The sequence below is a fragment of the Streptomyces sp. NPDC029292 genome (assembly GCF_055569295.1).
This window is the reverse complement of sequence record NZ_JBVHXR010000011.1, coordinates 300,141-322,850: the sequence shown is the minus strand read 5'-3', so window position 1 is coordinate 322,850 and position 22,710 is coordinate 300,141. Positions and strand designations below refer to the sequence as shown.

Annotated in this window: 18 protein-coding genes; 7 read left to right on the top strand and 11 right to left on the bottom strand. The window is 71.3% G+C overall.

The window, feature by feature from the left end; genetic code table 11:
• The first annotated feature begins 686 nt into the window (after positions 1-686).
• Entirely contained in the window at positions 687-1,688 is a 1,002-nt protein-coding gene (gene trpS / locus ACZ4WS_RS25020; RefSeq protein ID WP_467983469.1) for a tryptophan--tRNA ligase, read from the top strand.
• Between the two features lie 105 nt (positions 1,689-1,793).
• Here the strand turns inward: trpS and proC are convergent, their stop codons facing one another.
• From proC to ACZ4WS_RS25005, 3 genes are all read right to left on the bottom strand, one after another.
• The gene (proC, locus tag ACZ4WS_RS25015) at positions 1,794-2,603 is read right to left on the bottom strand and encodes a pyrroline-5-carboxylate reductase (RefSeq protein ID WP_467983467.1); all 810 of its coding nucleotides are present in this window, start codon (positions 2,601-2,603) and stop codon (positions 1,794-1,796) included.
• 115 nt (positions 2,604-2,718) lie between these two features.
• Positions 2,719-3,543: an ABC transporter permease gene (locus ACZ4WS_RS25010; protein ID WP_467983464.1), complete on the bottom strand. Its 825-nt coding sequence runs from the start codon at positions 3,541-3,543 to the stop codon at positions 2,719-2,721.
• Positions 3,540-4,388, bottom strand: a complete 849-nt coding sequence (locus tag ACZ4WS_RS25005; RefSeq protein WP_467983511.1) for an ABC transporter ATP-binding protein — start codon at positions 4,386-4,388, stop codon at positions 3,540-3,542. Before ACZ4WS_RS25005 ends, ACZ4WS_RS25010 begins: the two co-directional genes overlap by 4 nt.
• 281 nt (positions 4,389-4,669) lie before the next feature.
• Between ACZ4WS_RS25005 and ACZ4WS_RS25000 the strand changes: the two genes are divergently transcribed.
• Complete coding sequence (locus tag ACZ4WS_RS25000; protein WP_467983463.1) at positions 4,670-6,091, top strand: SulP family inorganic anion transporter; 1,422 nt, start codon at positions 4,670-4,672, stop codon at positions 6,089-6,091.
• On the opposite strand, the gene ACZ4WS_RS24995 is transcribed toward ACZ4WS_RS25000, so the two are convergent.
• The 3 genes from ACZ4WS_RS24995 to ACZ4WS_RS24985 all read right to left on the bottom strand — a co-directional run bounded on the left by ACZ4WS_RS24995 (position 6,055) and on the right by ACZ4WS_RS24985 (position 7,961).
• Positions 6,055-6,834 (bottom strand): class I SAM-dependent methyltransferase, encoded by a 780-nt coding sequence (locus ACZ4WS_RS24995; RefSeq protein ID WP_467983462.1) that lies wholly within the window; start codon positions 6,832-6,834, stop codon positions 6,055-6,057. The two genes, ACZ4WS_RS25000 and ACZ4WS_RS24995, sit on opposite strands and share 37 nt — an antisense overlap.
• Positions 6,835-7,100: 266 nt before the next feature.
• Positions 7,101-7,592, bottom strand: a complete 492-nt coding sequence (locus ACZ4WS_RS24990; protein ID WP_467983460.1) for an EamA/RhaT family transporter — start codon at positions 7,590-7,592, stop codon at positions 7,101-7,103.
• Positions 7,593-7,640: 48 nt separating this feature from the next.
• On the bottom strand, positions 7,641-7,961 hold the full coding sequence (locus ACZ4WS_RS24985; protein WP_467983458.1) for a peptidase: 321 nt from the start codon (positions 7,959-7,961) through the stop codon (positions 7,641-7,643).
• Between the two features lie 147 nt (positions 7,962-8,108).
• Here ACZ4WS_RS24985 and ACZ4WS_RS24980 point away from each other — a divergent pair, with 147 nt between their 5' ends.
• Complete coding sequence (locus tag ACZ4WS_RS24980) at positions 8,109-10,388, top strand: protein kinase domain-containing protein (RefSeq protein WP_467983456.1); 2,280 nt, start codon at positions 8,109-8,111, stop codon at positions 10,386-10,388.
• A gap of 94 nt (positions 10,389-10,482) precedes the next feature.
• Here the strand turns inward: ACZ4WS_RS24980 and ilvD are convergent, their stop codons facing one another.
• From ilvD to ACZ4WS_RS24960, 4 genes are all read right to left on the bottom strand, one after another.
• A complete protein-coding gene (ilvD, locus tag ACZ4WS_RS24975) occupies positions 10,483-12,336 on the bottom strand; it encodes a dihydroxy-acid dehydratase (protein ID WP_467983454.1) in 1,854 nt (617 codons plus the stop codon).
• A 189-nt stretch (positions 12,337-12,525) separates the two neighbouring features.
• Positions 12,526-13,143 (bottom strand): TetR/AcrR family transcriptional regulator, encoded by a 618-nt coding sequence (locus ACZ4WS_RS24970; protein ID WP_467983452.1) that lies wholly within the window; start codon positions 13,141-13,143, stop codon positions 12,526-12,528.
• On the bottom strand, positions 13,140-13,964 hold the full coding sequence (locus ACZ4WS_RS24965; RefSeq protein WP_467983450.1) for a sugar phosphate isomerase/epimerase family protein: 825 nt from the start codon (positions 13,962-13,964) through the stop codon (positions 13,140-13,142). The genes ACZ4WS_RS24970 and ACZ4WS_RS24965 overlap by 4 nt, the downstream gene beginning before the upstream one ends.
• 453 nt (positions 13,965-14,417) lie before the next feature.
• Positions 14,418-15,350: a Ppx/GppA family phosphatase gene (locus ACZ4WS_RS24960; protein WP_467983448.1), complete on the bottom strand. Its 933-nt coding sequence runs from the start codon at positions 15,348-15,350 to the stop codon at positions 14,418-14,420.
• A 71-nt stretch (positions 15,351-15,421) separates the two neighbouring features.
• Here ACZ4WS_RS24960 and ACZ4WS_RS24955 point away from each other — a divergent pair, with 71 nt between their 5' ends.
• Complete coding sequence (locus tag ACZ4WS_RS24955) at positions 15,422-16,270, top strand: DUF3109 family protein (RefSeq protein WP_467983445.1); 849 nt, start codon at positions 15,422-15,424, stop codon at positions 16,268-16,270.
• A 12-nt stretch (positions 16,271-16,282) separates the two neighbouring features.
• Here the strand turns inward: ACZ4WS_RS24955 and ACZ4WS_RS24950 are convergent, their stop codons facing one another.
• The gene (locus tag ACZ4WS_RS24950; RefSeq protein WP_467983444.1) at positions 16,283-18,052 is read right to left on the bottom strand and encodes a BACON domain-containing protein; all 1,770 of its coding nucleotides are present in this window, start codon (positions 18,050-18,052) and stop codon (positions 16,283-16,285) included.
• 421 nt (positions 18,053-18,473) lie between these two features.
• Here ACZ4WS_RS24950 and ACZ4WS_RS24945 point away from each other — a divergent pair, with 421 nt between their 5' ends.
• From ACZ4WS_RS24945 to ACZ4WS_RS24935, 3 genes are all read left to right on the top strand, one after another.
• Positions 18,474-19,334 carry a PaaX family transcriptional regulator gene (locus ACZ4WS_RS24945; protein ID WP_467983509.1) on the top strand — a complete coding sequence of 287 codons (861 nt, stop codon included), beginning with the start codon at positions 18,474-18,476 and terminating at the stop codon, positions 19,332-19,334.
• Between the two features lie 209 nt (positions 19,335-19,543).
• Positions 19,544-20,965: an alpha/beta hydrolase gene (locus tag ACZ4WS_RS24940; protein ID WP_467983442.1), complete on the top strand. Its 1,422-nt coding sequence runs from the start codon at positions 19,544-19,546 to the stop codon at positions 20,963-20,965.
• A gap of 144 nt (positions 20,966-21,109) precedes the next feature.
• On the top strand, positions 21,110-22,699 hold the full coding sequence (locus ACZ4WS_RS24935) for an MFS transporter (protein ID WP_467983440.1): 1,590 nt from the start codon (positions 21,110-21,112) through the stop codon (positions 22,697-22,699).
• Positions 22,700-22,710: the final 11 nt, after the last annotated feature.

Genomic DNA, 22,710 nt, shown 5'->3' with positions numbered 1-22,710 from the left:
TTGGCACGCTGTTGAGTTCTCAAGGAACGGACGCTTCCTTTGTACTCACCCTCTCGGGCTTTCCTCCGGGCGCTTCCCTTCGGTCTTGCTTTGTTCTTGTTTCGTTCTTGCGTTTCCGACTCTATCAGACTCTTTCGTGTCCGACTTCCTCGGTGCTTTCCAGGTTTCCGCTTTCGCGTTTCCCTTTCCGGCGGTTCCGACTCTATCAGATCCTTTCGGGCCTGATTCCCAGTCAGTGGGGCTTGTCTTCGCGGCTGTTGGGCCGTTCCGACGAGTGAGACTTTAGCGGATTCCTGGCTCCCGAGCTAATCGGGGTGGCGCCCTTTCGAACGCGGATTCCTCATTTCGCAAACACGCATGAAAACGAGCCGACGACGGGTCGTCGTTCGTTGAATGCTTGTTGCGGAATGGCTGTCCGGGGACCGACCGGAGTCGGCGCTCACGTCGGACAACTCGGAGAACACTACGTACGGGGTAGGGGCGTGTCAACTCCGCTCCGGAGTGCCCCCTGGAGGCGTACCCTCGGAGTCATGACTACGCATACGTGCACCCAGCAGTGGTGGGCCGCCTGACGGCGGCCGTACTCACGTATGTACTCAACGGCCGCCGCCCCGGCGGCCGTTTTTGTGTCTCCCTCCAGGAGAGCCGGCCGGTGGGCGCGGCGGCCTCGACCAGGAGGTGGAGAGATGACGCGGATCTTCAGTGGGGTCAAGCCGACCGGGCATCTGACGCTGGGGAACTATCTGGGGGCCGTGCGGCGCTGGGCCGACGTCGATCAGCACCGGGCCGATGCTCTGTTCTGCATCGTCGACCTGCACGCGCTGACCGTCGACCACGATCCGGGGCGGGTGCGCAGGCTCAGTAGGCAGGCGGCGACGTTGCTGCTGGCGTCGGGGCTCGATCCGGAGCTGTGCACCGTGTTCGTACAGAGTCATGTGGACGAGCACGCGCGGCTGTCGTATCTGCTGGAGTGCGTCGCGACCGACGGGGAGATGCGGCGGATGATCCAGTACAAGGAGAAGGCCGCGCGGGAGCGGGAGCGGGGCGGGAGTGTGCGGCTGTCGCTGCTGACGTATCCCGTGCTGATGGCGGCGGACATCCTGGCGTACGGGACCGATGAGGTGCCGGTGGGTGACGACCAGACGCAGCATGTGGAGCTGACGCGGGATCTCGCGGTGCGGTTCAACCAGCGGTACGGGCACACGTTCGTGGTGCCTCGGGCCACGCATCCGGAGGTCGCGGCGCGGGTCATGAATCTGCAGGAGCCGATGTCGAAGATGGGGAAGAGCGATGACGTCGGGCCGGGGGTCGTCTATCTGCTCGACGAGCCTGATGTCATGCGGAAGAAGATCATGCGGGCGATGACGGACAGCGGGCAGGACGTCGTCTACGACCGGGAGGCGCGGCCCGGGGTCTCGAATCTGCTGGAGATCCTCGCGGCCTGCGAAGGTGGGAACCCCGAAGCCTTGAGCGGTGTATATGAGTCGTACGGCGCTTTGAAGAAGGACACCGCCGAGGCCGTGGTCGAGCTCCTCAGGCCCGTACAGAAGAGGCACAAGCAGTTGTGCGCGGATCCTGCGTACGTGGAGGGGGTGTTGCGAGACGGTGCGGAGAAGGCCAGGGAGATGGCGAGGCCGAGGGTGGACGCGGCGTATCGGGCGATCGGCTTGCTGGAGGCGGCGGAGTAGCTGACCGCTGCTGTGGCCGCTACCGCTGTGGGCAATCGTCCCGGCGGTGCCGTGTAAGCGAGGTCCAACCCTGGCGCCGGGGGCGTGCCCGGCGCCGGGGACGGTTCAGCTGTTGCCGGAGGCGAGCTCGCGGCTGCGGTCGCGGGCAGCTTCCAGGGCGGCGATGAGCGCTGCGCGCACCCCATGGTTCTCGAGTTCGCGGATCGCGTTGATCGTGGTGCCCGCGGGGGACGTGACGTTCTCGCGGAGCTTCACGGGGTGCTCCCCGCTGTCGCGGAGCATCACGGCGGCGCCGATCGCGGACTGGACGATGAGGTCGTGGGCCTTGTCGCGGGGCAGGCCGAGCAGGATGCCCGCGTCCGTCATGGCCTCGACCAGGTAGAAGAAGTACGCCGGTCCCGAGCCGGAGAGCGCGGTGCAGGCGTCCTGCTGGGACTCGGGGACGCGGAGCGTCTTGCCGACGGCGCCGAAGATCTCCTCGGCGTGCGCGAGGTGCTCGGCGGTGGCGTGGCTGCCGGCGGAGATGACAGACATGGCCTCGTCGACGAGCGCGGGGGTGTTCGTCATGACACGGACGACCGGGGTGCCTGCGGCCAGGCGCTCCTCGAAGAAGGAGGTGGGGATGCCTGCCGCACCGCTGATGACCAGGCGGTCGGCGGGGAGGTGCGGGGCGAGTTCATCGAGGAGGGTGCCCATGTCCTGCGGCTTGACCGTGAGGATCAGGGTGTCGGCCATCTTGGCGGCCTCCACGTTGGTGACCGCCGTGACGCCGTAGCGCTCCTGGAGTTCCTTGGCGCGCTCGGGGCGGCGTGCGGTGACCAGCAGGTCGGCGGGGGCCCAGCCGGACCGGATCACTCCGCTGAGCAGCGCTTCGCCGATCTTGCCGGTGCCGAGGACTGCGACTTTCTGGCTCATGGTGCGGGTGCCCTCCGGGGGTGCGTCGTCCTGGGGTCATCCTCGCACTCGGGATGCGACCTGGGTTGGTGTGTCCGTTGGGCGGGACGCCGGCTCTGTTGCCGTGGGAGGTCGGCTACGTGGTCCGGCGCCTCAGCGTTGCCGCGCCCAAGGTCAGTACCAGGAGTGCGCAACCAGCCACGATCAGCGCGTCGCGGACGAAGTTGGCGGTCATGTCGGTGTGTTTGAGGACCTCGTTCATGCCGTCGACGGCGTAGGACATGGGGAGGACGTCGGAGATGGCTTCGAGGACGGGGTGCATGTTGGAGCGGGGAGTGAAGAGGCCGCAGAGGAGGAGTTGGGGGAAGATCACGGCCGGCATGAACTGGACCGCCTGGAATTCCGAGGACGCGAAGGCCGAGACGAAGAGGCCGAGGGCTGTGCCGAGGAGCGCGTCGAGCAGGGCGACGAGCAGGAGCAGCCAGGGGGAGCCCGTCACGTCCAGGCCCAGGAACCAGACCGCCAGACCGGTGGCCAGAGCCGACTGGACGATGGCCAGGGCGCCGAAGGCCAAGGCATAGCCGGCGATCAGGTCGCCTTTGCCGAGGGGCATGGCGAGCAGACGTTCGAGGGTGCCTGAGGTGCGCTCGCGGAGCGTGGCGATCGACGTCACCAGGAACATCGTGATCAGCGGGAAGATCCCGAGGAGAGAGGCGCCGATGGAGTCGAAGGTGCGCGGGCTGCCGTCGAAGACGTAGCGGAGCAGCACGAGCATCAGGCACGGGATGAGGATCATCAGCGCGATGGTGCGCGGGTCGTGGCGGAGCTGGCGCAGGACTCGGGTCGCGGTGGCGGTCGTACGGGAGTAGTTGATCGCGTTCGGGCGTGCGGGGGCCGCCGTTCCCGCAGGCGCGGGTGGGGGTGTGGTCGTCGTCGTGCTCGTGCTCGTGTTTGCGCTCATCGGACGGTCTCCTTGCGGGGCTGGTCGCTGGTCGCGATCGCCTCGTCGACGAGGCGGAGGAAGGCGGCCTCGACGGTGTCGGAACCGGTGCGTTCGCGCAGGGCGCCGGGGGTGTCGTCGGCGAGGATCTCGCCCTCGCGCATGAGGAGGAGGCGGTGGCAGCGCTCGGCCTCGTCCATGACGTGGGAGGAGATCAGGAGAGTCGCTTTCCGCTCCGTGGCGATGGCGTGGAAGAGGTTCCACAGGTCACGGCGCAGGACCGGGTCGAGGCCGACGGTCGGTTCGTCGAGGACGAGGAGTTCGGGGGTGCCGAGGAGGGCGACGGCGAGGGAGACGCGGCTGCGCTGGCCACCGGAGAGGTTGCCGGCGAGGGAGTCGGCGTGGGAGGTGAGGTCGACGTCGGAGATGGCCTGGGTGACGTTGGCGTGGCGGCGTTCGGTGACGGCTCGGCCCGGGTCGAGGATCGCGGCGAAGTAGTCGAGGTTCTGGCGGACGGTCAGGTCGTCGTAGACGGAGGGGGCTTGGGTGACGTAGCCGATACGGGAGCGGAGTGTGGCGTGGCCCGCGGGGCGGCCGAGGACTTCGAGTGTGCCGGTCACCTTGGCCTGGGTGCCGACGGTCGAGCGCATGAGGGTCGACTTGCCGCAGCCGGAGGGTCCGAGCAGGCCGGTGATCTGGCCGCGCGGCACGACGAAGTCGAGTCCGCGCAGGACGGTGCGGGTGCCGCGTACGACGGTGAGGTCCTCGGCGCGGACGGCGGGCACAGCGGGCACCGCAGGTACGGCGGGCTGCGAGGAGGGGCGAGGGGGGTCCGCGGGGTCGGGTGGGCGTGAGGAAATATTCATCATTCGATGAATATTGCTCTCGCCGGGTGCGGTCGTCAAGCCCGGTCGCATCCGGGGGCGCAGGCGCGCGGGGGCGTGATCGGAAGGGGGCCGTCCGGGGTGGCGTCGGGCGACGCGCTTCCGTGTCCACGTGGCGGTTGCGCGGAAGGGCTGCGGCGCCAACCTTCTTTACCGACAATGGATTTCAGTGCGCGGTCATATGCCGCGCCGGTTGGTCCGCCGCGCCCTCCCCCGGCGCGGCACCCACGCATCTCCCGCTCGCAACCGGAGGTGCCGTTGTCATGCGCAAAGCCGATTTGTTCGCGTCCCTCGTCGTGTTTCTCGTCGCGTTGCCCCTGTGCGTGGGGGTCGCCGTAGCCTCCGGTGTGCCCGCCGAGCTGGGGCTGGTGACCGGGATCGTCGGCGGTCTCGTCGCCGGGGTGATGCCCGGCAGCAGCCTCCAGGTGAGCGGGCCCGCGGCGGGGCTCACCGTGCTCGTGTACGAGGCGGTGCAGTCGTACGGGCTTCAGGTGCTCGGCGTGCTGGTGTTCGGGGCCGGGCTGGTGCAGCTCGGGCTCGGTGTGTTGCGGCTCGGGCGGTGGTTCCGGGCCGTGTCCGTGGCCGTGGTGCAGGGGATGCTGGCCGGGATCGGGCTCGTACTGATCGCGGGCCAGGTGTACGCGATGGGCGACGCCTCCGCCCCCGCGAGCGGGCTCGGGAAGATCGCCGGGCTGGTCTCGCTGCCCGGCGCCGCCGACCCGGTGGCGCCGGCGATCGGCGGCGCCACCGTGGCCGTACTCCTGCTGTGGCCGCGTTGGCGACGCGGGGCGCGGCTGGTGCCCGCGCCGCTGCTGGCGGTGGCGCTGGCGTCGGCCGTGACCGGGGTGTTCGAGCTGTCCGTGCGGCGGGTCGAGGTGCGCGGGCTGCTGGATGCCGTACGGCTGCCGTCCCCCGGGGACTTGGGGCGGCTTACGGAAGTGGGAGTGATCGGGACGGTGCTGGCGTTCGCGCTGATCGCGTCGGCGGAGTCGTTGTTCAGCGCGGCGGCGGTGGACCGGCTGCATCGGGGGCCGCGGACCGACTACGACCGGGAACTGATGGCGCAGGGCGCGGGGAATGCCGTGTGCGGGGTGCTCGGGGCGCTGCCGATGACCGCGGTGATCGTGCGGAGTGCGGCGAACGTGCAGGCCGGGGCGCGGACGAAGGTGTCGCGGGTGCTGCACGGGGTGTGGCTGCTGGTCTTCACCGCTGTGCTGCCGGGGGTGCTCGGGGTGCTTCCGGTGGCCGCGCTGGCGGGGCTGCTCGTGCATGCCGGGTGCAAGCTCGTGCCCGTACGGGAGTTGGGGGTGCTGTGGCGGGAGCATCGGGGGGAAGCGGTGGTGCTGGTTGTGACGGCGGTGGCCATCGTGGCGGGGAACCTGTTCGAGGGGGTGCTGGTCGGGCTCGCGCTCGCGGTGGCCAAGACCGCGTGGGACATCAGCCATGTGCATGTGGAGACGGAGGATCGGGGGGCCGCGGGGATGGTGGTGCGGGTGGTCGGGAATGCCACGTTCCTGCGGCTGCCCAAGCTGCTGGACGCCTTGGAGGCGTTGCCGCACGACCGGGACGTACGGCTGGAGCTGGGCGGGTTGCGGCATGTCGATCACGCATGTGCGGCGGCCCTGGAGGGGTGGGCCGCCGGCCGGGATCACGAACGGGTCGCCACCAGCACGTCCACGACGTAGGTCTCCTCCACGATTCCGTCCGGGAAGGTCCGCAGGAGGTGGCTTCTCTCCTCGGTGAGGAACGCCGCGGTGCGCTCCTCGCCGAGGACCAGGAACGCCGAGTGGCTGCCGATGTTGGCGAGGTGCGTGTCGATGGGGACGCGGCGGCTCCAGCGGACCTGGCGGCGGGCGAAGTCCAGTCGGCCGCTCGGGTCGGCGGCGAGGGTGATAGCGGCCCGTGCGCCGCTGCCGCTCGTCTCGACCACCTGGTCGATACCGAGGAACCGCTCGGCGCGGGCGGCGGACTCGGCGATCCAGGGGACGTCGAGGGCGTCGGTGTTCCACCAGAGGGCGAGGGCGCCGCCCGGGCGCAGCACACGGAACGCCTCCGGCACGGAGTGGGCGGGGTCGGTCCAGTGCCAGGACTGGGCGTAGGTGAGGAAGTCGGCGGAGGCGTCGGTGAGCGGGAGGGCGTTGCCGTCGCCTCGGACGATCGGGACGTCGGGGAGGGTGCGGCGGAATTCGGCGGTCATGCCCTCGCCCGGTTCCACGGCGAGGACGTGGGCGCCTCGCGCGTGCAGGAGGGCGGTGGCGATGCCGGTGCCCGCGCCTACGTCGACGACCCTCGCGTCGGTGAGGGGGCGGCCCGCCAGGTCTTCGATCGTGCTGAAGAGGGTGGGTGGGTAGGAGGGGCGGTTCGCGGCGTACTGGGCTGCGGCGGTGTTGAAGGAGTGGGCTCGGGTGGCGTGGGAGGAAGGGGGCATACGGTCATGGTGGCCGGGGTGGGGGCGCCGGGTACAGAGCAGGTCGGGTACAGAGGGGGCCGGATACAGGGGCCCGTCTGGGAGTGGGGCGCCTGCGGCGGGCCTTCGCCCCCGCCGCCCCTACCCTTCCCGTCCCTGGGGACTGCCGCCCCCAGACCTCCGCTGTCGGCCTGAACGGCCTCGTCCTCAAACGCCGGACGGGCTGAAGACGACCTCCGCTGTCGGCCTGGACGGCCTTGTCCTCAAACGCCGGACGGGCTGAAGAGCTACGCCCCGCGGCGCTTCCTCGACGGGTTGCCCGTGCGGCGCGTGGTGCGGCGTTCGTACTGTTCGCGTGCCGTGGCGTACTCCTCGCGGTGGAGTTTCTCGCCCGGGGCCTCGGTGAGGGAGCGGAAGGAGTAGGCGAGGAGGGAGCCGACGAAACCGATGGCGAGGAGGCCGCGGAGGGAGGCCTGGCGGTCGGGGTCGGGGCGCTTGGCGAAGCCGTCCCAGGTGTGGCGGAACGCGAGGGCGCTGCACACCGCGAACATGACGACGACCAGGAGGGTCACCGGCTTGCCCACGTCCGCGATCGCCAGGCCCTGGTAGGCGAAGCGCAGGACGAAGCAGGCGGCCACCGCGGCGGCTAGTGCGCCCACGGCCACGCCGATCCGGCGGCCCGGGTAGCCGCCGTCGTGCTCCACCCAGGTCGTCCCGAAGAAGCGCAGGGGCTCGGGCTGGGGCCCCGCGGGGGTACCGGTCTCGGTCTCGTCACTCACCCGACGATTATCGCTCCGGTCCACCGTGGGGCCTCTGACCGCGGTCGCTCAGGAGCAGCGGGGGGCGACGTAGCCGTCGCTGCCCGTCTTCACGTACGCGTCCGCCACGAACTGCCCGTTGGAGATGTTGTCCCAGATCTTCGACGTCCCGTACGGACCGCTGACGGACTCTCCCGGGCACTGGCAGTAGATCGGGATGCGCGAGCCCGCCGGCAGCGTGCGGACGATGCTGTAGTGCGTGCCCGGGCCGCTGCGGACGTTCACGTTGTACCCCGGTGCGATCGGGTACGTGATGGTCGCCTCCGCGCTCAGGGACTCCGCGGCCGCCGTCTCCCCCGCGCCCGCGATCTCGATGTCTTCCGTGGCCATCCTGGCCTCCCCCGTTGAATGGTTCACGTGAATGGTTCACGCCAAAATCGTGCTGAGCGCCGAGGCTAGCAAGCCGCCGATGTTTCGCACGAAGCATCGACTAGGCTCTGCGCGTCGCGCATGCTGACGGACCCACGGGGGTGAGTGATGCCGCCACAGCGCAGCGCCGGTACGGACTCGGAAGCGGAACATCCGCTATACGCCGGGCAGTACCTGCTGGAGGCGCAGCTCGGCTCCGGTGGCATGGGGATCGTGCATCTGGCGCGGTCTGCCTCCGGGTTGCGGCTCGCCGTAAAGGTCGTACACGCCGAGTTTTCTCAAGACCCCGAGTTCCGGGGGCGGTTCAGGCAGGAGGTCGCGGCCGCGCGGCGGGTGAGCGGTGCCTTCACGGCGCCCGTCGTGGACGCCGATCCCGAGGCCGAACACCCATGGATGGCGACGCTGTTCATCCCCGGCCCGACCCTCGCCGAGCACGTGAAGCGGAATGGCGCCATGCCTCCGGCCCGGCTGCGCCATCTCATGGCGGGCCTCGCCGAGGGGCTGCGCGACATTCACCGGGCCGGTGTCGTGCATCGTGACCTCAAGCCCAGCAACGTACTGCTGGCCGACGACGGCCCGAAAGTCATCGACTTCGGCATTTCACGGCCTTCTGACAGTGAACTGCGGACCGAGACGGGCAAGTTGATCGGCACGCCGCCGTTCATGGCTCCGGAGCAGTTCCGCAGGCCGCGGCAGGTCGGACCGGCCGCGGACGTCTTCGCGCTGGGCTCGGTGATCGTGCACGCGGCCACCGGGAGCGGGCCCTTCGATTCCGACAGTCCGTACCTCGTGGCCTATCAAGTCGTCCACGACGAACCGGACTTGACGGGCGTACCGGAGGATCTGGTCGGCCTTGTCGCCCGTTGCCTGGCCAAGGAGCCGGAGGACCGGCCCACGCCGGACGAGCTGATGACCGCGCTGCGGTCGGTTTCGGCCGCGTACGACACCCAGGCTTTCATACCCGAACAGCGCAGAGGGAGTGGGGAGTCGGCGCGGTCCGCGAACGAAAACGCTCCGGAGCGGAAGCGCGACCACCCGGGCCAGGAGGACGACGACCTCGACTCGGATTCCAAGAGGGCATCGGCCCACAAGAAGGCATCCGATTCCAAGAACGCATCGGACCTCAAGAACGCATCGAATCCCAAGAAGGCATCGGATCCCAAGACGGCACCTGCGCGGCGACGTTGGCTGCTTCCCGCTGCCATCGTCTCGGTCGTGCTCGCCACCGCCGCCGGCGCCTTCGCCTTCCTCGGCGGCTCGGACTCCCCGGCCCCGGAGAAGGCCGGAGCAGGGCAGGCGAAGAGCAGCTTCCAGCCGTGGGACGTCAGCCTGACCGCACGCGGCGTCAAGCCCAGTGGTCTGCCGAATTGCGCCTACACGCCCCACACGCTGTACTGCGCCCGGCACGGTGTCCTGGCCGCCGCGGTCGATCCGGCCGACGGCAAGGTGCTGTGGTCGCGGAGCGACGCGGGGTGGCGGAGCACCGACGTCACCGTGGCGCCGGTGCTGTCCGGCGGACTCCTGCATGTCGTCAGTCGAGGCGGGGAGCGGCTGACGGCTCTGGATCCCGCCACGGGCGCGACCAGCTGGAGCCGCGACATCACGCGTTACGACGGCCGCGTCGCACACGTCGGCGGCCTCGTCCTGCTCACCGGCCGCGATTCCAAGGTCACCGCGCTGGACGCGGCAACCGGCGAGGAGAAGTGGCGCCACGCGATCCCGGGGCAGACCCTGCCCAGCTTCCTCTCGTACGAGGACGGAGTCGCCTACGCGGTGACGGCGGCCGGGAACGAGACGCGGGTGACCGCTGTGGCCCCGGAGACCGGCGCCATCCGCTGGCAGCGAAGCTTCGACGGGACGCTGAGCCTGGTGGGCGCCCATGACGGAGCGGTCTGGTTCACGTCGACCACCATCGAGCAGTACACGAACGCCATCGTGCGCTACGACGTCGCGAGCCGCACGGTTCACCGCATCGCGCTGCGTCTTCCCCTGCCGCCGACGCAGACCGTCGTAGCGGGTGACACGGTGTATCTGCTGGCCTCCGGGGGCTCGCTGGTGGCCGTGAACACCAAGGCGTCGGCCCAGACCGAGACGTCGCACACCAAGACATCGGCCCAGTTGTGGCGCGTGGAGACCTCCGTCAGCAAGGCATCGGCGCCCGTCGTGGCCGGAGGGCGGCTCTACCTCACCGCGGTGGACGGGCGGCTCCTGGCCGTCGACACCGCGCACGGCACGCTGCTCGGGCAGACGAAGGCACGGCTGGGTGACAACCGGGGCTCGCTCGTCAACGTCCTTCCGGCACCGGTCGCGGCCGACGGAAAGGTGTATGCGACCGCCCCCGACGAATCCCTCTTCGCGGTCGACGGCCGCGATCCCTCGGCCTGGTGAACGGCGAAGGGGCCGCTCCCGAAGGAGCGGCCCCCAAAGCCTGTTCAGGCCGTGCGCGTCAGCCCAGCCATGCGCGTCAGCTCAACCGTGCGCGTCAGCCCAGCTTCGACACGTCGCGCACCGCGCCCTTGTCCGCGCTGGTCGCCATCGCGGCGTAGGCGCGGAGGGCGGCGGAGACCTTGCGGTCGCGGTTCGCGGGAGCGTACGTGCCGTTCAGGGCGGCGCGGCGGGCGGCCAGCTCTTCGTCGGAGACGAGGAGCTCGATCGACCGGTTCGGGATGTCGATGTGGATGCGGTCGCCGTCCTGGACGAGGGCGATCGTGCCGCCGGAGGCCGCCTCGGGGGAGGCGTGGCCGATCGACAGGCCGGACGTGCCGCCGGAGAAGCGGCCGTCGGTGATCAGGGCGCAGGTCTTGCCGAGGCCGCGGCCCTTGAGGAAGGAGGTCGGGTAGAGCATCTCCTGCATACCCGGGCCGCCCTTGGGGCCCTCGTAGCGGATGACGACGACGTCGCCGTGGGTGATCTCCTTGCGGAGGATCTTGTCGACGGCCTCGTCCTGCGACTCGCAGACGACCGCGGGGCCCTCGAAGGTCCAGATCGACTCGTCGACGCCGGCCGTCTTCACGACACAGCCGTCGACCGCCAGGTTGCCCTTGAGGACCGCCAGGCCGCCGTCCTTGGAGTAGGCGTGCTCGGCGGAGCGGATGCAGCCGCCCTCGGCGTCCTCGTCCAGGGCCTCCCAGCGCTCGGACTGGGAGAAGGCCTCGGAGGAGCGGACGCAGCCGGGGGCCGCGTGCCACAGCTCGATCGCCTCGGGGGACGGGGAGCCCGCACGCACGTCCCACGTCTTCAGCCAGTCGGAGAGGGACGGACTGTGGACGGAGTGCACGTCCTCGTTCAGCAGGCCGGCGCGGTGCAGCTCGCCCAGCAGGGCCGGGATGCCGCCCGCGCGGTGCACGTCCTCCATGTAGTACGTGCGGTCCTTCGCCACGTTCGGGGCGACCTTGGCGAGGCACGGCACGCGGCGCGAGACCGCGTTGATCTCGTCCAGGCCGAAGGGGACGCCCGCCTCCTGGGCGGCGGCCAGCAGGTGCAGGATCGTGTTGGTGGAGCCGCCCATCGCGATGTCGAGGGCCATGGCGTTCTCGAACGCCGCGTGCGTGGCGATGTTGCGGGGCAGGACCGACTCGTCGTCCTGGTCGTAGTAACGGCGCGTGATGTCGACGACCGTGCGGGCCGCGTCCTGGTACAGGCCCTTGCGGGCCGTGTGGGTGGCGAGCACCGAGCCGTTGCCGGGGAGGGACAGGCCGATCGCCTCGGTCAGGCAGTTCATCGAGTTGGCGGTGAACATGCCGGAGCAGGAGCCGCAGGTCGGACAGGCGTTCTCCTCGATACGGAGGATGTCCTCGTCCGAGATCTTGTCGTTCACCGCGTCGGAGATCGCGTCGACCAGGTCGAGCGTACGGACCGTGCCGTCGACCAGGGTGGCGCGGCCGGACTCCATGGGGCCGCCGGAGACGAAGACCGTCGGGATGTTCAGGCGCAGGGCCGCCATCAGCATGCCGGGGGTGATCTTGTCGCAGTTCGAGATGCAGATCAGGGCGTCGGCGCAGTGGGCCTCGACCATGTACTCGACCGAGTCCGCGATCAGGTCGCGGGAGGGCAGGGAGTACAGCATGCCGCCGTGGCCCATCGCGATGCCGTCGTCGACCGCGATCGTGTTGAACTCGCGCGCGATGCCCCCGGCGGCGGTGATGGCCTCGCTCACGATGCGGCCGACCGGCTGGAGGTGGGTGTGGCCCGGCACGAACTCCGTGAAGGAGTTGGCGACCGCGATGATCGGCTTGCGGCCGATGTCCGCGCCCGGTACACCGGAGGCGCGCATAAGGGCGCGTGCGCCCGCCATGTTGCGGCCGTGGGTGACTGTGCGGGACCTCAGCTCGGGCATCGTCGCTCGCTCCTTAAGGCGGATACCAGCTCGTACGGGCTGGCAGTCGTGACTGATTCGAGCGTACGCCGGTACTCCAAGGGCTGGACAGGGTGTCCGGTATACGGGATGGGTGTCTCGGCCAGCGGCTACTTGGCAGCCACTCGACAGCCACTCGGAGACGAGTTCAGCGCCCAGTTCAGCGCCCGGTCAGCCCCCGGTCAGATGCCCCTGCACGACCGGCGCCACCCGCTCCACGATCCGCTCCACGTCCGCCGACGCCAACGGCTCCACCTTGATCACGTACCGCAGCATCGCGACCCCCACCAGCTGTGCGGCCGCCAGCTCCGCGCGCAGTTCGGCGTCCGGGAGGTCGAGCTGCCCCGCGATGCGGCGCAGCAACTGGGCGGCGACGAGGCGGCGGAAGACGGCGGCGGCGGTCTCGTTGTTCACGGCGGAGCGGACGATCGCGAGGAGCGGCGTACGGGTGGCCGGGTTCTCCCAGACGCCGAGAATGAAGCGGGTCAGCCGCTCGCCGACACCGTCGAGTGGGCCTTCCTCGACCGCGTCCGGCGCGCCAAGGGCAGGCGCGAAGGCGACCTCGATCGCCGCCTCGAAGACCTGCTCCTTGGTGCCGAAGTAGTGGTGGACGAGCGCGGAGTCCACTCCGGCGGCCTTGGCGATGCCCCGTACGGACGTCTTCTCGTAGCCCCGCTCGGAGAACTCCTCGCGGGCCGCGTCGAGGATGCGGTCGCGGGTGGCGGGGGCCGCCTCCGTCTGCGTACGAGAAGGTCGTCCCCGGCGGCGGGGGGCTGTGGCGTCCGTCACCGGCGGGGCACCTTCACGGCGGAGGCGAGGTGGAGCCGGGTGAAGGCCAGGGCCTCCGCCAGGTCGGCCTCACGTTCGGCGCTGGACATCGCGCGGCGGGTGTTGACCTCGATGACGACATGGCCGTCGAAGCCGGAGAGCGCGAGGCGTTCCAGCAGCTCGGCGCAGGGCTGGGTGCCGCGGCCTGGGACCAGGTGCTCGTCCTTGTTGGAGCCGTTGCCGTCGGCGAGGTGGACGTGGCCGAGGCGGTCGCCCATGCGGTCGATCATCTGCAGGGCGTCGGTACGGGCCGTCGCGGTGTGGCTGAGGTCGATCGTGAAGTGCCGGTAGTCGTCCTTCGTCACGTCCCAGTCGGGGGCGTACGCGAGCATCTCGCGGTCGCGGTAGCGCCAGGGGTACATGTTCTCGACGGCGAACCGTACGTCCGTCTCGTTCGCCATCCGCCAGATCCCGCTGACGAAGTCACGCGCGTACTGGCGCTGCCAGCGGAAGGGGGGGTGTACGACGACCGTCGACGCCCCCAGCCTCTCCGCTGCCGCCCGGGCGCGCTGGAGCTTGATCCAGGGGTCGGTGGACCAGACGCGCTGGGTGATCAGCAGGCATGGGGCGTGCACGGCGAGGATCGGGATCTGGTGGTAGTCGCTGAGGCGGCGGAGGGCTTCGATGTCCTGGCTGACCGGGTCGGTCCACACCATGACTTCTACGCCGTCGTAGCCGAGGCGCGCGGCGATCTCGAAGGCCGTCGCCGTCGACTCCGGGTACACGGAGGCCGTGGACAGCGCGACCTTCGCATCCGGGATGCGCACCACTGGTTCTGCCACGAGGGACAGCGTACGGGTTGCCTCCGGCGGTTAGGCGGGGGTGGTGGGCTTCGGGCGGGGGTTCTGTTGGTACCCCGGGTGGGGGTGGGGTGGCCTCCGGCCGGGGGCGAGGTGACCTCCGGCCAGGGCTGTGGGCTCGGGCCGGGGCGCCCCCTCGCCGTTGCGGGTTTCCGCCGTGGGCGAGTGCGGGTTCGATGTGGCTGGTCGCGCCCACGCGGCGGAGCCGCAAAATGTCACAGCCCCGCGCCCCTGTCGTCGGGCACCGCCGTGCGTCAGTGCGGGCCGCCTTGGGCCAGTCGTGCCCACGCCGCGGAGCCGCAAAATGTCACAGCCCCGCACCCCTGCCGTCGTCGGGCCTCGCCGTGCGTCAGTGCGGGCCGCCTTGGGCCGGTCGCGCCACGCCGCGGAGCCGCAAAATGTCACAGCCCCGCAGCCCTGCCGTCGGGCCCTGACTTACTCCGATGCCATGTGGTCCAGGCGGCGCAGGATCACGCCCTCCCGTAGTGCCCAGGGGCAGATCTCCAGGGTCTCCACGCCGAAGAGGTCCATGGCGCCCTCGGCGACGAGGGCGCCGGCGAGGAGCTGGCCGGAGCGGCCCTCGGAGACGCCGGGGAGTTCGGCGCGCTCGTCGGCGGTCATGGAGGCGAGGCGGGGGACCCAGTCCTCCAGGGAACGGCGCTTGAGTTCGCGCTGGACGTAGAGGCCCTCGGTGGAGCGGGCGGCGCCGGCGAGGCGGGCGAGCTGCTTGAAGGTCTTGGAGGTGGCGACCACGTGGTCGGGGGCGCCGAAGCGGCTGAACTCCCCGACCGTACGAGCGATCTGGGCCCGCACATGGCGACGCAGCGCCTTCACGTCGGCGGGGTCGGCCGGGTCGGTGGCCAGCCAGCCCGCGGTGAGCCGCCCGGCACCGAGCGGCAGCGACACCGCGGCGTCCGGCTCCTCGTCCATGCCGTACGCGATCTCCAGGGAGCCGCCGCCGATGTCGAGGACGAGCAGCTTGCCCGCCGACCAGCCGAACCAGCGGCGGGCGGCCAGGAACGTGAGCCGGGCCTCCTCCGCGCCGGTCAGAACCTGGAGCTCGACGCCGGTCTCGGCCTTGACTGCGGCCAGTACGTCATCGGCGTTGCTCGCCTCGCGCACGGCGGAGGTCGCGAACGGCAGCATGGCCTCGACGCCTTTGTCCTCGGCGGCCTCCAGCGCGTCCTGGACCACCTCGATCAGTTTGCCGACGCCTTCGGAACCGATCGCCCCGCTCTCGTCGAGCAGTTGGGCGAGCCGCAATTCGGCCTTGTGCGAGTGCGCAGGCAGCGGGCGCGCGCCAGGGTGAGCGTCCACCACCAGCAGATGCACCGTGTTCGAACCCACGTCGAGGACACCGAGTCTCATATACGGAACGCTACTGCGCCTGCGGCCGTCGGCCGTCCCCGGAGCGGGCTTGGGCGAATTACCCTGGACGGGTGCCAAAGACGAAAAAGGCGAAGCCCAACAAATCGGCCAAGGGTTCCTCGCAGGCGAAGGCCACCAAGTCCAAGAAGTCTCCGAAGGCGGTCTCCGTGTCCGACGAGAAGGGGCTCGACTTCGCTCGCGCATGGGTGGAGTTTCCGGATCCCGCCGACGACGAGCAGGTCTTCCGGTGCGATCTGACATGGCTGACCTCTCGCTGGAACTGCATCTTCGGAAGCGGCTGCCAGGGCATCCAGGCGGGCCGCGCCGACGACGGCTGCTGCACGCTGGGCGCCCATTTCTCGGACGAGGACGACGAGAAGCGGGTGGCCGGGCATGTGGCGCGGCTCACGCCGGACATCTGGCAGCACCATGACGTGGGCACGAAGAGCGGTTGGGTCTCGGAGGACGAGGACGGCGACCGCCAGACCCGGCCGTACCAGGGGTCCTGCATCTTCCAGAACCGGCCCGGCTTCGCCGGTGGCGCGGGCTGCTCACTGCACATCCTGGCGATCAAGGAGAGCCGCGAGCCGCTGGAGACCAAGCCGGACGTCTGCTGGCAGCTGCCCGTGCGACGGACGTACGAGTGGATCGACCGGCCCGACGACACCCGCGTGCTTCAGGTGTCCATCGGCGAGTACGACCGCCGCGGCTGGGGTCCCGGCGGCCACGACCTGCACTGGTGGTGCACGTCGGCGACCTCGGCGCACGGTGCGGGCGACCCGGTGTACGTCTCGTACCGCCCCGAGCTCATCGAGCTGATGGGCAAGGAAGGGTACGACCGCCTGGTCGAGCTCTGCGAGGAGCGGCTGGCCTCGCAGCTGCCGCTGCTGGCGCCGCATCCGGCGGACCCGGTCACCTGAGGTCCGGCAGGGTTACGAGGTCGGGCTCGGGTCGCCGCTGTCGCCGGGCGGCGGCGTCGAGCTTCCCGGGTCGGACGGGGCGGAGTCCGTGGGAGTCGGCTGCGGGTCGGAGGGGGTCGGGTCGCTGGGCGTCGGGCCGGGGTCGGAGGGCGTCGGGTCGCTCGGGGTGGGAGCGGGGTCGGACGGGGTCGGGTCGCTGGGGGTCGGGCCGGGGCCGTGGCCGCCCCCGGGGCCGGACGGGCCCGCGTTCCCATACCCCTCGATCGTGACCACGGCGCCTGCCGGTGCCATCGACACCCGCGCGCTCCAGGTGCCTGCCGGCTCGTGAAGATGATCGACGTACACCTTGATCGTCAACGATTCGCCCGGTTCGAGGGTTCCCGACGACTGGCTGAGATAGAGCCAGGAGGCCCCGGTGTGCGCGGACCAGTGCACCGGTGAACTCCCGGACGCGGTCAGCGTGATGAGGGTCGTGTCGCCGCTGTTGCCTGCCTCGACGGAGAGGTGTCCGGTCCCCTTGCCGAGGGCGCTTCCGGGGGCGCTGATGACCTCCACGGAGACGTCGGGCGAGCGGCTGCCCTTGGTGAAGCGGGCGTCGGGTTTGGCGCTGGCGTTGCCCGCGTTCTCGTAGCCGCCCGCCTCCTCGCCGTTGATGCCGTCGGGCGCTTGCGCCTCGCTCGCGGTGACCGAGCGGCCGTCCGTGCCCTCGCCGGTGAGGGGCGCGCCGCGGTAGGCCGCCCAGAGGGCGAGTACGGGTGCGGCGATGACGGTCGCGACGACCGTGGTCGTGACGGCACGCGCGCGGAAACGGTCCCTTCGCGCGACGCGGTCCTTGGGGTCCATCGGGAAACCGCGCCGGTCGAAGCGGGGAGCGCTCCCCCGCGCGCGCGGGACGTGCGCCATCGCGGCGTGCAGGGCCGCGCGCGGGGCCTCCAGGACCGGGAGCGCGGCGGGCGTGACACTGGTGCCGGGCCAGGCGCCGGGGACCGCGCGCTCGGCGGTACGGCGGCAGCGCGGGCAGTCGTCGACGTGCCGGACGAGTTCACGGCGCAGGGTGGCACTCAGGACGAACTCGTGGTCGCCGGTGAGGCGGGCGACGCTCGGACAGCTGCCGGTCTCCACGACGGCGAGCGCCGCGCGGGTGCGTTCGACCTCGCAGGCGGCGGAGGCCAGCAGCTCGCGCGCGGCGGCGAGCTCCATGCCGAGGACGGCGGCGACCTCGTGGGCGGCGAGCTGGTGGCGCACGGCGAGTTCGAGCGCCTCGCGCTGCTCCGGGGTGGTGCCCGCGGCCTCCGGCCAGGCCAGCAGGGCGAGTTCGCGCTGCCGCTGGGCCTGGGCCTCTTCGGAGACGGGGGCGCTCAGCGCCTCGGCCACGCGCTGGTCGGCGGCGTCCTGATGGCCTTTGTGGGGCGCGCGGCGGCCGGAGGCGTGCGCCGCCTGGCGCCTGCGCCGGGCCTCGGCGAGCTTGCGCAGGCAGGACCAGCGCGCGAGGGCGTACAGCCAGGCCCTGCGGTCGCCCGCGGACTCCGGGGCGCGCGCGCCCCGGCGCTCGGCCAGCGCGAGGACGTCCCCGAGGGCGGCGGTGGCCGCGTCGTGGTCGCACAGCACGGACAGGCAGTAGGTGAACAGGCCGTCCAGATAGGGTTCGTAGCGCGCGGGAGGGCGCTGAGGCAGGGTGCGGGTCGATGCGCCACGGGGCGCGGCCACCCGCTTGCGCGCGTCTCCGTGCGCCCGGTGTGCGCCGGTGGTGTGCGTTGAGGTCTCCGGACTGCTGCTCATCACCCGTGCGACCGTAGGCGCCTAGGGGTGGCCCCTTCTTCCCCCTTGAGCACATTTAATCCGTACGGGTGAAACGATCCCTCATAAGGGGACAGGAACCTCCGATCCCGTGGCCTAGGCCTTCACTGGCCGCAATGGCAGTCGATGGCAGATGCCCTTCCGGTCGATGGCAGCCCGCCCCGCCGGTGACCTGCCGAGAGCAGCCGAGAGCGGGCCATCCGGACGGGCCGCGCATGGAGTTGGAGCGCTTCCAGGTGATCGAGTCGCCCGAGGTCACGCATCTGCGCTCGCGGGTGGTGAAGTCGCGCCCCCGAGGCCGCCGGGCCGCTGCGCGAGAGGTTGTCCACAGGCTGTCCCGCACGGGCCATCGGCGTCGTACCGTACCCCCGTGACCACCGACAACGCGCCGCGCCCGCAGTCCCTGATGCTGACCTTCCTCGGCGATCAGGTGCTGGGCCGGGGTGTGTGCGTGTACTCGGGGAGCGTGATCGAGGTGTTCGCGCGGGCCGGGGTCGGCGAGCATGCGACGCGGTCGACGCTGACCCGGATGGTGGGCCGCGGACTGCTGCGCCGCCGGCGCGAGGGCCGCCGCATGTACTTCGGGCTCACCGAGCGCTCCGAGGCGATTTTGCGCGACGGCGAGCAGCGCATATGGAAGTCCGGCGCGGTCAACCGCGACTGGGACGGCACCTGGTCGCTGCTCGGTTTCTCGCTGCCCGAGTCCTGGCAGCGGCAGCGGCACGATCTGCGCTCGCAGCTCACCTGGGCCGGGTTCGGGCCGCTGTTCAGCGGTCTGTGGATCGCGCCCGGCGAGGTCGACGTCTCGGGGATCGTCGCGGAACTCGGCCTCTCCGCGCACGTCAAGGTGTTCCGCGCGCGGGCCGACCTCGGCATGGACATCGCCGAGATGATCGACGACACGTGGGACCTGGCCGAACTGGCCGCCCGCTACCGGGCGTTCGATGACGCTTGGCGTCCCCTGCGGGAGCGGCCGCTCCGGAAGGGGCGGGGCATCAGCGGCGCGGGGGCGGGCGAGACAGACACGACGGGCGCGGGAGCTGCGGGCGCCGACGACACCGAGGACGCCCTCGCGCTGCGCCTGCTCCTGTCCACCGAGTGGCTCCAGGTCATCCGCTCCGACCCGCGCCTGCCTGTGCAGCATCTGCCCGCGGACTGGCCCGCGGGCCCGGCGGAGGAGACGTTCCGCGCGGTGCACGCGCGCCTGGACGCACCCGCGCGGGAGGCGGCGCGACGGTTGCTGGAGACGGTGCCGGCGGAGGCGTAGGCCCTCGGCCTCCCGACGAGCACGTCCCGCGCTCCCCTTCCCTCCCCCCACCCCAGCCCCTGTCGCGACCAGTCGTGACCCCGCCATGAACTGATGTTGTGCATTCCATTGACGGCAGTTGGAAAACCGCCCTACATTCCCAGGCGTTCAGTGCACTGAGCATCCGTCCACAGTGCTCCCCCTCCACCCGCAGATCGGAGCCCTACGACATGCCCGCCCGCACCCGCACACCCCACGCACCCCCCGCCCGCACCCCCCGCGCCCGCCCGATCGCCCGTACAACCGCCGCTCTGGCGACGGCAGCGGCCCTCTCCGCCACCGCCTCCACCGCCTACGCCGCCCACGCGGAGACGGCGACCGCCCGCCACCTGACCGGCACCCTCGCCGACGGCGCCACCTGGATCGCCGACGTACCGGCCGACTGGAACGGCACGCTGCTCCTCTTCAGCCACGGCTTCGGCCCGACCGTGGCGCAGGACGCGCCCTCCGCGGGCGCCCGTACCGAACTGCTCGCCGAGGGCTACGCGCTGGCCGGATCCTCGTACGACCCGAACGGGTCCATGTGGGCACTGGAGAGCGCCGAACGCGACCAGTTCGCCACCCTCGACGCCGTCAAGGGCGAGATCGGGAAGCCCCGGCGCACGCTCTCGGTCGGCCAGTCCATGGGCGGCCTCGTCAACGCGCGGATCGCCCGGGACGGCGCGGGCCGCGTGGACGGCGCGCTCGGCCTGTGCGGACTCGTCGCGGGCGGCACCGACCTGGACAACTACCAGCTGGACGCCGAGTACACGATCGCCCGCCTCCTGCTCCCGGCCGAGGAGGTGAAGCTGGTGAACTTCGCCTCGGCCGGCGAGGCGGCGGCCACCGCCGACCGTCTCACCGCCGCCGTCACCGCCTCGCAGGCGACCGCGCAGGGCAGAGCCCGAGTGGCCCTGGCCGCCGCCTTCCTCAACCTTCCCGCCTGGGCCCCCGGCCAGGACCGCCCCGCCGCCGACGACTGGGCGGGGCAGGAGGAGCAGCAGTACGCGTGGCTCGCCCAGGGCCTGCTGTCGTTCGTCGAGGGTGGCCGGTACGCCGTCGAGCAGTCCGTGGGCGGCAACAACTCCTGGAACCAGGGCGTCGATTACGCCCGGCTGTTGGCGGGCTCGGTGCACTCCCCCCAGGTCCGCGCGCTCTACCGTGCCGCGGGGCTCGACCTCCACGCGGACCTCAAGGCCCTCACCCACGGGGCCGACGTCACCGCGGACCCCGCGGCCGTGCGCACCGCGGCGCGCACGTCCTCCGCCGGGCAGGGCCTCGGCGTGCCCCTCCTCGACGTGCACACCACGGCCGACAACCTCGTCCCGGTGGAGCAGGAGGAACAGTTCGCGGACCGCGTCCGGGCCTCCGGCGACGGGGCGCTGCTCCGCCAGGCCTACGTCGAACGCCAGGGCCACTGCGCGTTCACCGCGGCCGAGACGGTTGCCGCCGTCCACGCCGTCGAACACCGCGTCAGCACCGGCCGCTGGGGCGGCACCACCACCCCCGCCGCCCTTCAGAAGGCGGCCCTCGGCCTCGACCTCGACGGCGCCGCGTACACCCCGTACCACCCGGCCGAGCTGACCGTGGGCCGCACGCCCCTGACCCGCTGATCTCGCCCCGCCGCCCCTACCCTCCCCCCGCTCTCGGCTTCGCTCGAGCGGGGGGACCCCATCGTCCCTTGGGGGCTGCGCCCCCAAACCCCCCTAAAAGATTGCGCAGTTCCCCAACTCCGGCACCCACCCCAGGGACACCTCATGCCGAAATCCCCTTCCCCTTCCCCAGCCCCCTCACCCCGCCTCCCCCTCGGCACCCTCATCGCCGGCTGCCTGGCCGTCTGCCTCGCCCAGATCGGCATCGCGATCCCGGCCACCCTCAACGGCCTCTTCCAGGAGCACCTGCATCCGGTCGGCTCCCAGCTGACGTGGATATCCGACGCCTTCCTCCTGCCGGTCACCGTCCTGGAGCTGTCCTTCGGCGTCTTGGGCGACCTCTTCGGCCGCAAGCGCCTGCTCGTCGGCGGCGCGTTCCTGCTCGGCGCCGGCGAGGTGGTCGCGGCCTCCAGCGCAGGCGTCCACCAGCTCTGGGTGGGCCAGGCGCTCGCCGGCCTGGGCGCCGCGGCGCTCTTCCCGACCTCGCTCGCGATGATCGCCGCGGGCACGCACACCCACGCCCAGCGGGCCCGCGCGATCGCCGTCTGGGCATCCAGCCTCTCGGCGGGCGGCTTCCTGGCGCCACTGCTCGGCGGCATCACGGGAACGTACGGTTCGTGGCGCTGGTCGTTCGTGGTCGTGGCGATCGTCGCCGCGCTCAGCGCGCTGGTGAGCCTCCTGTTCGCCACCGACTCCCGGTCCCCGGAAGGGCGTTCACTGGACCTCGGCGGCCAGATCACCATCGGAGTCGGCCTCTTCGCTCTGCTGTACGCGGTCATCCAGGGGCCGACGGACGGCTGGGGTTCGGCTCCGGTGGTCGTCGCCTTCGTCGTCGCGGCGGTGTTCCTCGTCCTGTTCGTCGCCGCCGAGCGCAGGGCGGCCTCGCCCCTCCTGCGCCTCGACCTGTTCCGCAACCGCTCCTTCGCGATCGCGTCGATCGTGGCGGTCGTCGGCATGTTCAGCTTCCTCGGCACGGCGTACGCGGCGAGCATCCGGCTGGGCCCGATCCAGCACCAGACCCCGATGCGTACGGCCTTCGCGTTCCTGCTCCTCAACGGCATCACCCCGTTCCTGACCCCGCTCACCTCCCGCCTCCTCGCCAGGGTCTCCGCACGTCGGCTGCTCACGGCGGGCCTGCTGCTGATCGCGGCCGGGGACTTCCTGGCGGCCACGCTCGCGGTCGACGACCGTGCGCTGACCTCGCTGATCCTGCCCCTCGGTCTGGTCGGCGTCGGCTTCGCGTTCACGGTGTCGTCGATCACGGCGACGGCCGTGAACACCGTGCCGGTGCACCTCGCGGGCATGGCCAGCGCCTCCACGAACCTGCTGCGCGACTTCGGCTTCACCCTCGGCCCCGCCGTCATCGGCGCGGTCGCCCTGAGCCAGGCCGCGGCCCAGGTCACGAGCTCGCTGGCCGGGTCGAAGCTGGCCCCGGCCTCGCAGGCCGCGGCCCACGAGGTCCTCAAGGAGGGCGGCCCGCTCGCCCTCAACTCCGTCCCCGCGACCTCCCCGCCGGGCGCGGCCCGCTCCTACGCCCTCGACGCCCTCGGCCACGGCTACTCGATCGGCTTCGTGGTCTGCGGCTCCGCGGCCCTGTTCGCGGCCCTGCTGGTGCTGCTGGCCCTGCACGGCCGTACGGAGGAGGAGTCCGCGACGGAGGCGGACGAGGGGGTGGCGGTGGCCGTGACGGGGTGATCGCGACGGAC